Below are 12,642 nucleotides of genomic sequence, written 5' to 3'. Positions count from 1 at the left end.
TAATTGATTTTCTTTTTAATGTGGTATTACTCATGAATGTTCGCGCAGCTGCGGCCAATGTTTTATTCCAAGTGGTAGATAAAGGCCACTCTCTGTCACACGCTTTGCCTGCGGCGCAAAAAACCATCCGTCCCCGCGATCATGCTTTATTACAAGAGATTTGCTACGGAGCATTACGTTATTTGCCTCGTTTAGAGTCGATAGCCGGCCAGTTAATGAATAATCCATTAAAAGGTAAAAAACGCGTCTTTCATCATCTGATCTTAGTCGGTTTGTATCAGTTGAGCTTTATGCGTATTCCTTCCCATGCCGCGGTGGCGGAAACGGTAGAAGGCACCAAAACTTTGCGGGGCCCAAGTTTAAGCGGTCTGATTAATGCCGTATTGCGTAGCTACTTGCGCGATCAAGAAGCCCTTGATGCTTTTTCGGTTAGTCATAATGCAGGATTATATGCCCATCCAAGTTGGTTATTGAAACTACTGCAAGAGGCTTATCCTCAACAATGGCAAGCGATCATTGAAGCCAACAACAGTAAAGCCCCGATGTGGCTACGGGTTAATCGCCAGCATCATAGTCGTGAAGCATACCTTGCGCTGCTTGATAATGAGCAGATCGCATATAGCGTACATCCACAGGCGGCAGACGCGATTAAATTGGCAACTCCTTGTGATGTGACGCTATTGCCCGGTTTTGATCGTGGCTGGGTATCAGTGCAAGATGCCGCTGCTCAGTTGGCGGTGGATTACTTACAACCGCAAGATGGTGAGCTGATTTTAGATTGCTGCGCGGCACCTGGTGGTAAAACCGCGCATATTTTAGAGCATACTCAAGATACTGAAGTGGTGGCGATTGACAGCGATGCGACACGTTTGGAGCGAGTCTACGATAATTTAGAGCGTCTACAACTGCGCGCAGATGTGATTTGCGGCGATGCGCGTTACCCCGAAGAGTGGTGGCAAGGTGAGCAGTTTGATCGTATTTTGCTGGATGCGCCATGTTCAGCCACGGGAGTGATTCGTCGTCATCCTGATATAAAATGGCTCCGTCGCGCCAGTGATATTGAGGCTTTGGTTGAGCTACAGAGTGAAATTCTCGATGCGATGTGGAAGCAACTCAAAGTCGGTGGCACTTTAGTCTACGCAACGTGCTCGATTACTCCGCAAGAAAACAGCCAGCAAATCAAAGCCTTTTTGGCGCGCACGTCTAAGGCACAGCTGATCGACTCTGATCCCGATCAGCCGGGGAGACAAATTTTGCCGGGTGAGCAAGATATGGATGGCTTCTACTACGCCGTTTTACGCAAACAAGCCTGATCACAGAAGACTTTTTTAGTGAAGGCTCAAGGTAATCAGAGCGCAAGGTACATCCGTTGGATTACGTGAAGACAAGAGAGTAAGGTATGAAAATCATCATTCTTGGTGCTGGGCAGGTCGGTGGCACGCTAGCAGAAAACTTGGTCGGTGAAAATAATGATATTACCGTTGTTGATCGTAATCCTGAACGGCTGCGTGAGTTACAAGATAAATACGATCTACGAGTCATCAATGGTCATGCTAGTCATCCGAGTGTGCTACGTGAAGCGGGTGCACAAGATGCTGACATGTTAGTGGCCGTGACCAATACTGATGAAACCAATATGGCCGCTTGCCAAGTGGCGTTCACTTTGTTTAATACCCCAAATCGAGTGGCGCGCATTCGTTCACCTGAGTACTTGTTGGAGAAAGAGGCACTGTTTCAATCGGGCGCGGTGCCCGTTGACCATTTGATTGCTCCAGAAGAGCTGGTAACCAGCTATATTGAGCGTTTGGTGCAGTATCCGGGGGCATTGCAGGTGGTGAGTTTTGCCGAGGAAAAAGTTAGCCTAGTAGCGGTAAAAGCCTATTATGGCGGCCCGCTAGTGGGCAATGCATTATCGGCATTACGTGAGCATATGCCGCATATCGATACGCGCGTGGCGGCGATTTTTCGACAAGGTAGACCGATTCGACCGCAAGGTACGACGATCATTGAAGCTGACGATGAGGTCTTTTTCGTCGCGGCAAGCAATCACATTCGTGCCGTCATGAGTGAGCTACAACGGTTAGAAAAGCCTTATCGACGGATCATGATCGTTGGCGGCGGTAATATCGGCGCGAGCTTAGCCAAACGTTTAGAGCATACCTATAGCGTGAAACTTATCGAGCGTAATTATCAACGGGCGGAGCAGTTGTCTGAAGAGCTGGAAAATACCATTGTATTTTGTGGCGATGCGGCGGACCAAGAGCTACTGTCGGAAGAAAACATCGATCAAGTGGATGTATTTATTGCTCTGACTAACGAAGATGAAACCAATATTATGTCCGCCATGCTAGCAAAACGCATGGGCGCGAAAAAAGTCATGGTGTTGATTCAGCGTGGCGCTTACGTTGATTTAGTACAAGGAGGCGTGATTGATGTGGCGATCTCGCCTCAACAAGCGACCATCTCGGCGTTATTGACCCATGTGCGTCGTGCCGACATTGTTAACGTTTCATCTTTACGACGCGGTGCCGCGGAAGCGATTGAAGCCATTGCTCACGGTGATGAAACCACCTCTAAAGTGGTTGGACGCACGGTGGGTGAAATACGCTTGCCACCGGGAACGACCATTGGAGCGATTGTCCGTGGTGAAGAGGTGCTGATCGCTCATGATCGCACCGTAATTGAGCAAGATGATCACGTCGTCATGTTCTTAGTCGATAAAAAATACGTGCCTGACGTGGAAAGCTTATTCCAGCCAAGCCCTTTCTTCTTATAGTTATAGGTAATTGGCGTTATGTTGAATATACGCCCGATTTTATTCGTGGTAGGGCTGGTGCTGTCAAAGCTAGCGCTATTTATGTATGTCCCGACATTGGTGGCCTTTTTTACTGGCACTGAAGGGTTTATCGATTTTGCGCAAGCGTTAGTGATCACCCATCTTGTGGCATTTGTTTGCTTGAGTGTGGGTCGCACAGCCATATTTCGTCTTAATGTCCGGGATATGTTTTTGATCACCAGCTTGGTTTGGACGATTGCCAGTGCCTTTGCGGCATTACCGTTTGTGTTCATCAACCACATCAGTTTTACCGATGCGTATTTTGAAACCATGTCCGGTTTGACCACCACAGGCTCTACTGTGCTCTGTGGCTTGGATTCTATGGCTCCGAGCATCCTACTCTGGCGATCGATTTTACAATGGTTAGGTGGTGTCGGTTTTATCGTTATGGCGGTGGCGGTGTTGCCGATGTTGAACGTTGGTGGGATGCGTCTGTTCCAGACTGAATCATCCGATTGGTCTGATAAAAGTAGCCCGCGCGCTAAAACGGTAGCGAAAAATATTGTCGGGGTTTACTTAGTATTAACTGGCCTGTGTATCCTCGGTTACTTATTGACGGGCATGGGATGGTTTGATGCGGTTAACCATGCGTTCACCACCTTATCCACCGGAGGTTATTCAACCTCTGATGGCTCAATGAACCATTTCTCTCATGGTGCTCACTGGGTAGCGATTGTGTTTATGTTTTTGGGTGGGCTGCCTTTCCTATTATTTATTGCCGCCCTGCGTAAACGCAGCCTACAAACCATCATTCAAGACGCTCAAGTTCGCGGTTTTTTCTTATTATTCATCATTACCAGTTTGGTGATTGCGTTGTGGTTAACGATACATAATGGTTACTCGTTATTAGATGCACTGCGTGTGGCGATGTTCAATATTGTCTCGGTGGTGACTACCACAGGATTTGGACTGGATGACTTCACCGCATGGGGGGCCTTGCCTGCAACGTTGTTTGCTTTTTTGATGGTGTCAGGGGCATGCTCCGGATCCACCTCCGGTGGGATCAAAGTCTTTCGTTTTCAAATCGGTTTTGCTTTGCTCAATAAACAAATGTTGAAACTGGTTCATCCGTCGGGTGTGTTTGTGCAGCGCTATAATCAGCGACCAGTTAACGAAGATATTGTGCGTTCCGTCGTCGCTTTTGGTTTGGCATTTTTCATTACCATTATCTTGCTTGCTGGTGCTTTATCGGCGATGGGGTTGGATGCCGTAACCAGTATTTCTGGAGCGATCACGGCCGTCGCGAATGTGGGTCCAGGCATGGGCAATGTGATTGGCCCAAGTGGCAATTTTGCCCCGTTACCCGATGCGGCGAAGTGGCTGCTCAGTATTGGTATGCTGATGGGGCGATTGGAAATATTGACGATTTTAGTGCTATTTTTTCCGGCTTTTTGGCGACGGTAGAGGGTTGAGCCTATCCTTCGCTGTGTCTTTATGATGCTGGCACATAAAAATAAATCGCTAAAAAGTGGCAAGCGCAGCCGACCAAAACAAACACATGCCAAATCGCATGATGATAAGGGATGCGCTTAGCAACATAAAAAATAACGCCCAATGAATAAATCAACCCGCCTAATGCCAATAGCAATAAGCCCCCGAAAGGTAAATTAGCGGTTAGTTGATAAATCACGATCAACGATAACCAGCCCATACTTAAATAACTAAACAATGAAAAGCGTTTAAAGCGCTGCATAAACGCGACCTTCATGATGATTCCTACCACAGCAATCGACCAAATGATCACCATTAAGCCTATCGCTAAAGGCGTACGTAAGCTGACCAATAAAAAAGGCGTATAGCTGCCAGCGATCAACAGATAAATCGCGCAGTGGTCAAATACTTTCAAGCCTTGTTTGATTTTTTGATCAGAAACCGCATGGTATAAAGTGGAAGCAAGAAACAGCACTATCATGCTACTGCCATACAGCGCCATACTGGTAATAGTGAGTGGATCAGCCTCATAAGCGAGAGCTTTATTGATCAGCAAAATCAAACCAATAATCCCCATCAATAGGCCAATCGCGTGACTGATGGTGTTGGCGATCTCTTCTTTATAAGGATAAGTGTGTGTGGCCATGCTCTTTTTACCGATGAGTGTATTTGTTTTTTGAGTATCGCACATTAAGCTTACACGTGTAAGTTGATTTTTTGTTAGCAAAAATGTTGGTTAACTATCGATCAATGGTTGAGTTGGTGCTAATCTATCATTGATATGCAAACATATCGTCATTCCTAAATAGTTATTTGGATTGGCACTGCCAGAATGAGCCACTTTTTAGCCATGATTGGATAAAAATTAACTCATAATTATTTAGGCTATACCATTGGCAATGGATATGCCTGACCGTTAGGTAAGTTAATGCGCCCAACAGCTGTCAGGTTTTCGCACACTAACCGTAGTGCAATGCGCCGTCGTAGTGGTTTTACTACTGCATTGGTTGCAAAAAAAATCGCGTCTGCACCGACTCTTGTCGAACAACGTGCGTTTATCGCATCGAATGAAACAAAAGTGGTTCAGGCCGCTTAAGTTAAAAAGCGCAGCTTATTTTCTGCGCTTTTTTTTGTCTTTTGCTCCCGACTTTCGAGTTTTTCCACTCTGGCTATCTCCATAGATAGGACTATGGCTGATTGATTTTGCGTTGATGGCGCTTTATCTCTCTACTTAACTCGCTTACGCTTCCCTTGCTGATTGTTTGCTCGAAAGCAATTTGCTACTTTAGTGAAAAACCATCACAACCATGTGGAGACGAGCATGAAATGCCATCGTGTTGAAGAATTATTAGCTTTATTAGAGCCAGAATGGCACAAGCAGTCTGAACTAAATTTGGTTCAGTTTATTGAACTATTAGCTCAAGAGGCTGGTTATCAAGGCGATCTGAGTGAGTTAACCGATGATGTACTGATTTATCATTTAAAAATGCGCAATAGCAGTAAAGATGAAGTGATCCCTGGCCTTAAAAAAGACTACGAAGATGATTTTAAAACAGCGATCTTACGTGCGCGTGGGATTTTGCCAGAATAAAAATAAATGAATAATTAGCAATGGCTACCTTGAGTTTTCCTTGGTATAAGCCGACCAATACGTTTTCACTATGGCAAAGGGCCCAGTAATGATCCCTTTTATGCAATGACGCAAGCAACTTTCCATTTTGATGCTCTGACACCGGATTTAATTTGGTATGCGCTAGAAAGTATCGGTATTCGTGCCGAATCAGGCTTTTTAGCCCTTAATAGTTATGAAAACCGAGTCTATCAATTTACCGATGAAGAGAACCGACGCTTTGTCGTTAAGTTCTATCGGCCCCAACGTTGGACAGAACAACAAATCCAAGAAGAGCACGATTTCGCTTTAGAACTCGCTGCGGCAGAAATCCCATTAGCGCCCCCTTTAGTGATCAATGGCAGTAGTTTACATCGCTATCAAGGTTACTACTTTGCACTGTTTACTAGCATGGGTGGACGTCAGTTTGAAGTAGATAATCCGCAGCAATTAGAGTGGGTGGGGCGTTTTTTAGGGCGAATTCATAAAATAGGGGAGAGTAAAACCTTTATTCATCGCCCAAACTTAGGATTAGATGAGTATTTATATCAACCGAAACGGATCTTAGAGCAAGCGTCGTTTATTCCATCACATTTACAAAATACTTTTTTTAATGATCTCAATTTGTTAATAGAGCGCATTGAACAGTATTGGCAACCAACGCAGAGCGCTATTCGCTTGCATGGTGACTGTCATCCCGGCAATATTTTATGGCGAGATGGGCCAATGTTTGTTGATTTAGATGATGCGCGTAATGGGCCTGCGGTGCAAGATTTATGGATGTTGCTCAGTGGCGACCGCCAAGAGAAGCTCGTTCAACTGGATATTTTATTGGAAGGTTATCAAGAGTTTTGTGATTTTAATCCACAGCAATTGAAACTTATTGAGCCATTGCGTGGTCTACGCATGGTGCATTATATGGCTTGGTTGGCTAAACGCTGGCATGATCCAGCGTTTCCACTCGCTTTCCCATGGTTCAATGATCCAAAATATTGGGAAGGTCAAGTGCTTGCGTTTAAAGAGCAGTTATCTGCCTTAGAAGAACCGTCTCTATCACTGATGCCAAATTGGTAACTTGCCTCATCAAAGGAATAATGGAGTTTAATCATGAAAAAGCTGTTTGCACTGGTTGCAACCCTAATGTTAAGCCTTTCAGTTCACGCTGCTCAGTTTAAAGAGGGAGTGCACTACAAAGTGCTTGATTTACCCAAGGCTAGCCAGCCTAGTGTCAGTGAATATTTTTCGTTTTACTGCCCACACTGCTACTCGTTTGAACCTATTATTCAACAGCTTAAAGAACAATTACCTGCAGAAGTGCGTCTACAAAAGAATCATGTATCTTTTATGGGCGGTAATATGGGTAAGTCGATGAGTAAAGCGTACGCGACGATGTTGGCTTTAAATGTTGAAGAGCAAATGTTGCCAGTGATGTTTAATCGTATCCATAACCAACGTAAAGCACCGAAAAACGATCAAGAGTTGCGTCAAATATTCACCGATGAAGGGATCGATGGCGCAAAATTTGATGCGGCGTTTAATGGTTTTGCGGTCGATTCTATGGTACGTCGTTTTGATAAACAGTTCCAAGATAGCGGTTTAACTGGTGTACCTGCTGTGGTGGTGAACAACCGTTACCTAGTGCAAGCTCAGGGTATCAAAACCGTTGATGAGTATTTTGAGCTAGTCAACTATTTGTTAACACAGTAATTATTTATTAACGCAATAGTTTTTCAGGCATCTCACATTGTCGTTGGTCAACCGAATCATGCATTGCTGAGTAGAGCAATGCATGATTTTTTATACACAACTCCACGGTGTCATTTAGCCATATTTTCCGATTATTGAGTGATGGTTAAACGGCCTGCGCAACCAATTGTTTGAGCAGCCTATCCATTGCACGGTAACCGAGCGCTTCCGCCAGATGTGATCGCTGAATATCGGCTACGCCCTCTAAATCTGCGATAGTCCGTGCCACTTTAATGATCCGGTGATAAGCGCGGACGGATAAGCCTAAGCGATGCAATGCGGCTTCTAAGAACTCTGCATCCGAACGAGCTAATGGGCAAAAAATATCAATCTCACGACTTTGTAGCAGCCCGTTAACCTTGCCGCTGCGTGCCAGCATCCGCTCGCGCGCTATCTGTACTCGTTGCCGTACGACTTCTGTTGTTTCTCCTCGATCACCGCCTTGAGATAGCGTCCCTTTTGGTAGCGCGGGAATTTCAATCGACATATCAAATCGGTCTAGCAAAGGGCCAGAAAGTCGACTTAAATAGCGCAGGATCACTTGCGGGTTAACCCTTGCTTGATTGCCTTCATAGTAGCCGGTAGGACTGGGATTGAGTGCGCCCACCAGTTGAAAGCGGGCCGGAAAGCGAGTCTTACCTTGGGCGCGTGAAATAATGATCTCTCCTGATTCAAGGGGTTCGCGGAGTGAATCAAGCACTTTTCGTTCAAATTCCGGCATCTCGTCGAGAAATAATAGGCCGTTATGGGCTAAGGAGATTTCTCCTGGCCGTGGAATCGTACCGCCGCCCACCAAGGCCGCCATCGAGCTTGAGTGGTGTGGTGACCGAAAAGGACGACGTTTCCAGTTGTATTGATTGATTTCTTGTTGAGTCAGTGAGGCAACCGACGCGGTTTCCATCGCTTCCTCTTCATTCATTTCTGGTAGTAAATCACACAGCCGCGAAGCAAGCATGGTTTTGCCTGTACCGGGAGGCCCTAAAAACAGTAGGTTATGATTACCTGCTGCGGCAATTTCCAGTGCTCGTTTACCTTGTTGTTGGCCAATAATATCTTGTAGATCTCGAGAGTGATCGGGTGGTTGTACAATCGGTTCGCTTTGAAAGAGCGTTAAGTTTTTTTGACCACATAAATCCGCGCAAACTTCTAACAGGGTTTGTGCTGATTTATGGTTGCTTTCACCGACTAACGCCGCTTGATCACCGTTATCTTGTGGTACCACCAAACTGCGTTGAGCATGATTCGCTGCCAATGCTGCGGGCAAAACCCCCTTCACGCGCCGTATTTCTCCTGACAATGCCAGCTCACCAATAAACTCATAAGCGGCTAAATGAGTGTGAGGAATTTGTTCTGAAGCCGCTAAAATCCCTAGTGCAATGGGTAAATCAAACCGTCCTCCCTCTTTGGGGAGATCGGCAGGTGCCAAGTTAACCGTGATTCGTTTAGCGGGAAACTCGAAGCGTGAGTTAATGATCGCACTGCGCACTCGGTCTTTGGATTCTTTGACCGTGGTTTCGGGTAGACCGACTAAGGTGAAGCCTGGCATGCCGTTACTGATGTGTACTTCCACCGTAACTTCTGGTGCTTGGACGCCAATGCTGGCTCGGCTATGAATAATCGCAAGGCCCATTTTTTCTCTTTATCGTTAGGTTGATTTCTAGTGGCAATGTGCCTGAAAAACGTTTGAATAATCAGCATGCTGAGGATAAAAATGGTGATATTTCGATAGAAGCCGCACAAATAAGCTTAAGAGAATGTGAAAAAATAATCAGTTTTTGCTTGTCATGTAACAGATATGTGTGTTACCACTAGAACTGCAAACAATTACGTACTCAGTACGGCAACATATAGAACGATTATTATGAATTTTAACGCTCGCATTAACGCACTAATTAACCTGCTGATCGTGGTCATTATTATGACGGCGCGGGGGCTTGTGGGCGCAAAATAACACACAAATTTAAAAAGACCCCCGCACTGAAAAGTTCGGGGGTTTTTTTTCAACTATTTAACGACATAGTGCAGTCTGCTGGGTGATTATCCAATCAGATATGGACAGGAAGAATGGGAGCGGCACATGAAGTGCAAACACAACAACGTTAATGGCGCAATGCGCGTTTCAGGAGGGGCACAATGACGGGAGCACAACTTGTCGTTGCCGCCTTACAGCAGCAGGGCATCAAAACCGTTTTTGGTTACCCTGGTGGTGCCATCATGCCTATTTATGATGCACTCTATGATGGTGGGGTGGAACATATCCTTTGTCGCCATGAACAAGGAGCGGCGATGGCGGCCATTGGTATGGCTCGCTCAACCCAAAGCGTGGCGGTCTGTATGGCAACCTCGGGACCTGGAGCGACCAATTTAGTCACCGGCCTTGCGGATGCTTTTCTTGACTCGGTGCCTCTAGTGGCGATTACTGGCCAAGTGGCGAGCTCGCACATTGGTACGGATGCTTTCCAAGAGATGGATGTGATAGGGATGTCGCTTTCTTGTACCAAACACAGTTATCTGGTGACCGATATTGGTGAATTGGCGGCGACATTGGCGGAAGCGTTTGAGGTGGCAAAAACCGGTCGTCCGGGGCCGGTTATCGTTGATATCGCGAAAGATGTTCAGTTAGCCCAAGCGCCAAGTTTTACCTTGCCTGTATTTACACCACCAGCGATGCCTGAAGCTTGCCCTGAGCAATTGCACACGGCGCAGCAGCTATTGTCTGCCAGTCAGCGTCCAGTGTTGTATGTGGGTGGTGGTGTGCAATTGGCGAAAGCGACTGCTACGGTGCGCGAGTTCTTGCGTTTAAATCCCATGCCTTCAGTGAGTACCTTAAAAGGGCTCGGTACGATAGAACGGCATGACCCGCATTATCTGGGTATGTTGGGTATGCATGGTACCAAAGCCGCTAATTTAGTGGTGCAAGAGAGTGATTTATTGATTGTGGTGGGCGCGCGTTTTGATGACCGAGTCACTGGCAAGCTGGATACTTTTGCACCGCATGCGAAAGTGATTCATATCGATATTGATGCCGCTGAATTTAATAAATTACGCCGAGCCAACGCCGCTTTGCGTGGCGATATTAATCGCATTCTTCCACAACTGGAGTTAAACCATGATATTTCCTCATGGGCCGATTACAGTGAGAACTTACGCCGTGATTTCACTTGGCGTTACGATCATCCCGGAGAGCTGATTTTTGCGCCACTGCTACTTAAACAACTCTCCGATATGATGCCCGACAGTGCGATGGTTTCCACCGATGTTGGTCAGCACCAAATGTGGGCCGCGCAGCATATTCAGCCCCGAGCGCCAGAAAACTTTATTACCTCTGCGGGTCTTGGCACCATGGGCTTTGGTTTACCTGCTGCCATGGGTGCCGCGGTTGCTCGTCCAGAAGACCAATCAATCCTAATCTCAGGCGATGGCTCTTTTATGATGAATGTTCAGGAGCTAGGCACACTTAAGCGGCGTCAGATCCCAGTAAAAATGGTGTTACTTGATAACCAGCGCTTAGGCATGGTTCGCCAATGGCAATCGCTGTTTTTTGATGGTCGTCATAGTGAAACGATTTTGGATGACAACCCAGACTTCGTGATGCTGGCCCAAGCCTTCGGTATCCCGGGTAAGACCATCACTAAAAAAGAGCAAGTGGAGCCGGCATTGCAAGAGATGCTGGCCAGTAAAACCGCTTATCTATTGCATGTTTTGATCGATGAAGAAGAAAATGTTTGGCCTTTAGTACCGCCTGGCGCCTCAAATAGTGATATGTTGGAGAACACCTAATGGAAAGATATTTATTAGACATCAAGGCCGATGATAAACCGGTGTTACTAGAGCGCGTTCTGCGGGTGGTGCGTCATCGCGGCTTCATTATCAGACAAGTGGCGGCAACACAAAACCATATTAGTCAAGTCGCCAGTGTTGAAATCATTGTCGATAGCGATCGGCCGATCAGTACCTTGGTTAACCAAATTGAAAAATTATGGGATATTCGTAGTGTCGACGTTACCCCTTTAAATCTCGATGAACTCCCCAACAACAATTTACAACAAAAGATTTGTGCATAAGGAAGGCAAGCAATGGCAACAAAAACAGCAGATTACATTTGGTTCAACGGTGAAATGGTGCCATGGGCCAATGCCAATGTCCATGTACTGACTCACGCAATGCATTACGGTACCTCAGTCTTTGAAGGCGTGCGTTGCTATAACACCCCGAAAGGTCCAATCGTTTTCCGTCATCGCGAGCATGCTCAGCGTCTGAAAGATTCGGCAAAAATTTATCGTTTTCCAATTCCCTATACAATTGACGAAATCATGGAAGCAACACGGGAAACGTTGCGAATTAATAAGCTCGATTCGGCTTATATTCGCCCGTTGGGTTTTGTGGGCAATGTCGGCCTTGGGGTTTGCCCGCCGGTGAATACTGAGATGGAGTTGATCATCGCCGCTTTCCCTTGGGGCGCTTATTTAGGTGATGAAGCATTAGAAAATGGTGTCGATGCGATGATTTCTAGCTGGCACCGCGCTGCGCCGAATACTATCCCAACCGCCGCTAAAGCGGGCGGTAACTACTTATCCTCTCTGCTTGTCGGCGGTGAAGCGCGTCGTCATGGCTATGCCGAAGGTATTGCCTTAAGTGTGGATGGTTATTTATCTGAAGGTGCAGGCGAAAATATCTTTGTGATCAAAAATGGCGTACTGCTGACTCCGCCAACTACCAGCTCCATTCTGCCTGGCATTACCCGCGATTCGATCATGACCCTTGCCAAAGACATGGGCTACGAAGTGCGTGAAGTGAATATTGCCCGTGAAGCGCTGTATTTGGCGGATGAAATATTCATGACCGGAACGGCAGCGGAAATCGTTCCGGTACGCAGTGTCGATCAAATCACGGTTGGTGAAGGTAAACGCGGACCGATCACTAAAGTGATGCAAGAGGCGTACTTTGGCCTATTCAACGGCACCACAGAAGATAAGTGGGGTTGGTTGGATTATGTCTACCCAGAGAAGCAATCATAGAG

The 12,642-nt window shown here is 46.4% G+C and carries 12 protein-coding genes; 10 read left to right on the top strand and 2 right to left on the bottom strand.

Going from position 1 to position 12,642, the window contains the following annotated elements; genetic code table 11:
• Nucleotides 1–32: 32 nt before the first annotated feature.
• The 3 genes from rsmB (at nucleotide 33) to BSR11_RS09885 (ending at nucleotide 4,240) form a co-directional block, all read left to right on the top strand.
• Complete coding sequence (gene rsmB / locus BSR11_RS09895; RefSeq protein ID WP_072670246.1) at nucleotides 33–1,313, top strand: 16S rRNA (cytosine(967)-C(5))-methyltransferase RsmB; 1,281 nt, start codon at nucleotides 33–35, stop codon at nucleotides 1,311–1,313.
• A gap of 86 nt (nucleotides 1,314–1,399) precedes the next feature.
• Entirely contained in the window at nucleotides 1,400–2,776 is a 1,377-nt protein-coding gene (gene trkA, locus BSR11_RS09890; protein ID WP_004397573.1) for a Trk system potassium transporter TrkA, read from the top strand.
• An 18-nt stretch (nucleotides 2,777–2,794) separates the two neighbouring features.
• Entirely contained in the window at nucleotides 2,795–4,240 is a 1,446-nt protein-coding gene (locus tag BSR11_RS09885; RefSeq protein ID WP_072670245.1) for a TrkH family potassium uptake protein, read from the top strand.
• Between the two features lie 28 nt (nucleotides 4,241–4,268).
• Here the strand turns inward: BSR11_RS09885 and trhA are convergent, their stop codons facing one another.
• A complete protein-coding gene (gene trhA / locus BSR11_RS09880) occupies nucleotides 4,269–4,913 on the bottom strand; it encodes a PAQR family membrane homeostasis protein TrhA (protein WP_072670244.1) in 645 nt (214 codons plus the stop codon).
• Nucleotides 4,914–5,195: 282 nt separating this feature from the next.
• Here trhA and BSR11_RS17155 point away from each other — a divergent pair, with 282 nt between their 5' ends.
• The 4 genes from BSR11_RS17155 to BSR11_RS09865 all read left to right on the top strand — a co-directional run bounded on the left by BSR11_RS17155 (nucleotide 5,196) and on the right by BSR11_RS09865 (nucleotide 7,583).
• Entirely contained in the window at nucleotides 5,196–5,363 is a 168-nt protein-coding gene (locus tag BSR11_RS17155; protein ID WP_110168332.1) for a hypothetical protein, read from the top strand.
• A 225-nt stretch (nucleotides 5,364–5,588) separates the two neighbouring features.
• On the top strand, nucleotides 5,589–5,858 hold the full coding sequence (locus BSR11_RS09875; RefSeq protein ID WP_072670243.1) for a YihD family protein: 270 nt from the start codon (nucleotides 5,589–5,591) through the stop codon (nucleotides 5,856–5,858).
• Nucleotides 5,859–5,963: 105 nt separating this feature from the next.
• A complete protein-coding gene (locus tag BSR11_RS09870) occupies nucleotides 5,964–6,950 on the top strand; it encodes a serine/threonine protein kinase (protein ID WP_072670242.1) in 987 nt (328 codons plus the stop codon).
• 33 nt (nucleotides 6,951–6,983) lie between these two features.
• On the top strand, nucleotides 6,984–7,583 hold the full coding sequence (locus tag BSR11_RS09865) for a thiol:disulfide interchange protein DsbA/DsbL (protein ID WP_072670241.1): 600 nt from the start codon (nucleotides 6,984–6,986) through the stop codon (nucleotides 7,581–7,583).
• 145 nt (nucleotides 7,584–7,728) lie between these two features.
• On the opposite strand, the gene BSR11_RS09860 is transcribed toward BSR11_RS09865, so the two are convergent.
• On the bottom strand, nucleotides 7,729–9,252 hold the full coding sequence (locus tag BSR11_RS09860) for a YifB family Mg chelatase-like AAA ATPase (protein WP_072670240.1): 1,524 nt from the start codon (nucleotides 9,250–9,252) through the stop codon (nucleotides 7,729–7,731).
• Between the two features lie 503 nt (nucleotides 9,253–9,755).
• Here BSR11_RS09860 and ilvG point away from each other — a divergent pair.
• The 3 genes from ilvG to ilvE are packed head-to-tail and all read left to right on the top strand — an operon-like array spanning nucleotide 9,756 to nucleotide 12,640.
• Complete coding sequence (gene ilvG / locus BSR11_RS09855; RefSeq protein WP_072670239.1) at nucleotides 9,756–11,402, top strand: acetolactate synthase 2 catalytic subunit; 1,647 nt, start codon at nucleotides 9,756–9,758, stop codon at nucleotides 11,400–11,402.
• Complete coding sequence (gene ilvM, locus BSR11_RS09850) at nucleotides 11,402–11,686, top strand: acetolactate synthase 2 small subunit (RefSeq protein ID WP_072670238.1); 285 nt, start codon at nucleotides 11,402–11,404, stop codon at nucleotides 11,684–11,686. Before ilvG ends, ilvM begins: the two co-directional genes overlap by 1 nt.
• A gap of 12 nt (nucleotides 11,687–11,698) precedes the next feature.
• Entirely contained in the window at nucleotides 11,699–12,640 is a 942-nt protein-coding gene (ilvE, locus tag BSR11_RS09845) for a branched-chain-amino-acid transaminase (protein WP_072670237.1), read from the top strand.
• Nucleotides 12,641–12,642: the final 2 nt, after the last annotated feature.

It is taken from the genome of Vibrio injensis, from assembly GCF_001895205.1.
Classification (GTDB): Bacteria; Pseudomonadota; Gammaproteobacteria; order Enterobacterales; family Vibrionaceae; genus Vibrio; species Vibrio injensis.
The sequence above is the reverse complement of the archived record's forward strand: the minus strand, read 5'-3'. Positions and strand labels throughout refer to the sequence as shown.

Bases quoted from the DNA above. Each gene is read 5' to 3' on its own strand.
- rsmB (WP_072670246.1), top strand. From the start codon at position 33: ATGAATGTTCGCGCAGCTGCGGCCAATGTTTTATTCCAAGTGGTAGAT.
- trkA (WP_004397573.1), top strand. From the start codon at position 1,400: ATGAAAATCATCATTCTTGGTGCTGGGCAGGTCGGTGGCACGCTAGCA.
- BSR11_RS09885 (WP_072670245.1), top strand. From the start codon at position 2,795: ATGTTGAATATACGCCCGATTTTATTCGTGGTAGGGCTGGTGCTGTCA.
- trhA (WP_072670244.1), bottom strand. From the start codon at position 4,913: ATGGCCACACACACTTATCCTTATAAAGAAGAGATCGCCAACACCATC.
- BSR11_RS17155 (WP_110168332.1), top strand. From the start codon at position 5,196: ATGCGCCCAACAGCTGTCAGGTTTTCGCACACTAACCGTAGTGCAATG.
- BSR11_RS09875 (WP_072670243.1), top strand. From the start codon at position 5,589: ATGAAATGCCATCGTGTTGAAGAATTATTAGCTTTATTAGAGCCAGAA.
- BSR11_RS09870 (WP_072670242.1), top strand. From the start codon at position 5,964: ATGACGCAAGCAACTTTCCATTTTGATGCTCTGACACCGGATTTAATT.
- BSR11_RS09865 (WP_072670241.1), top strand. From the start codon at position 6,984: ATGAAAAAGCTGTTTGCACTGGTTGCAACCCTAATGTTAAGCCTTTCA.
- BSR11_RS09860 (WP_072670240.1), bottom strand. From the start codon at position 9,252: ATGGGCCTTGCGATTATTCATAGCCGAGCCAGCATTGGCGTCCAAGCA.
- ilvG (WP_072670239.1), top strand. From the start codon at position 9,756: ATGACGGGAGCACAACTTGTCGTTGCCGCCTTACAGCAGCAGGGCATC.
- ilvM (WP_072670238.1), top strand. From the start codon at position 11,402: ATGGAAAGATATTTATTAGACATCAAGGCCGATGATAAACCGGTGTTA.
- ilvE (WP_072670237.1), top strand. From the start codon at position 11,699: ATGGCAACAAAAACAGCAGATTACATTTGGTTCAACGGTGAAATGGTG.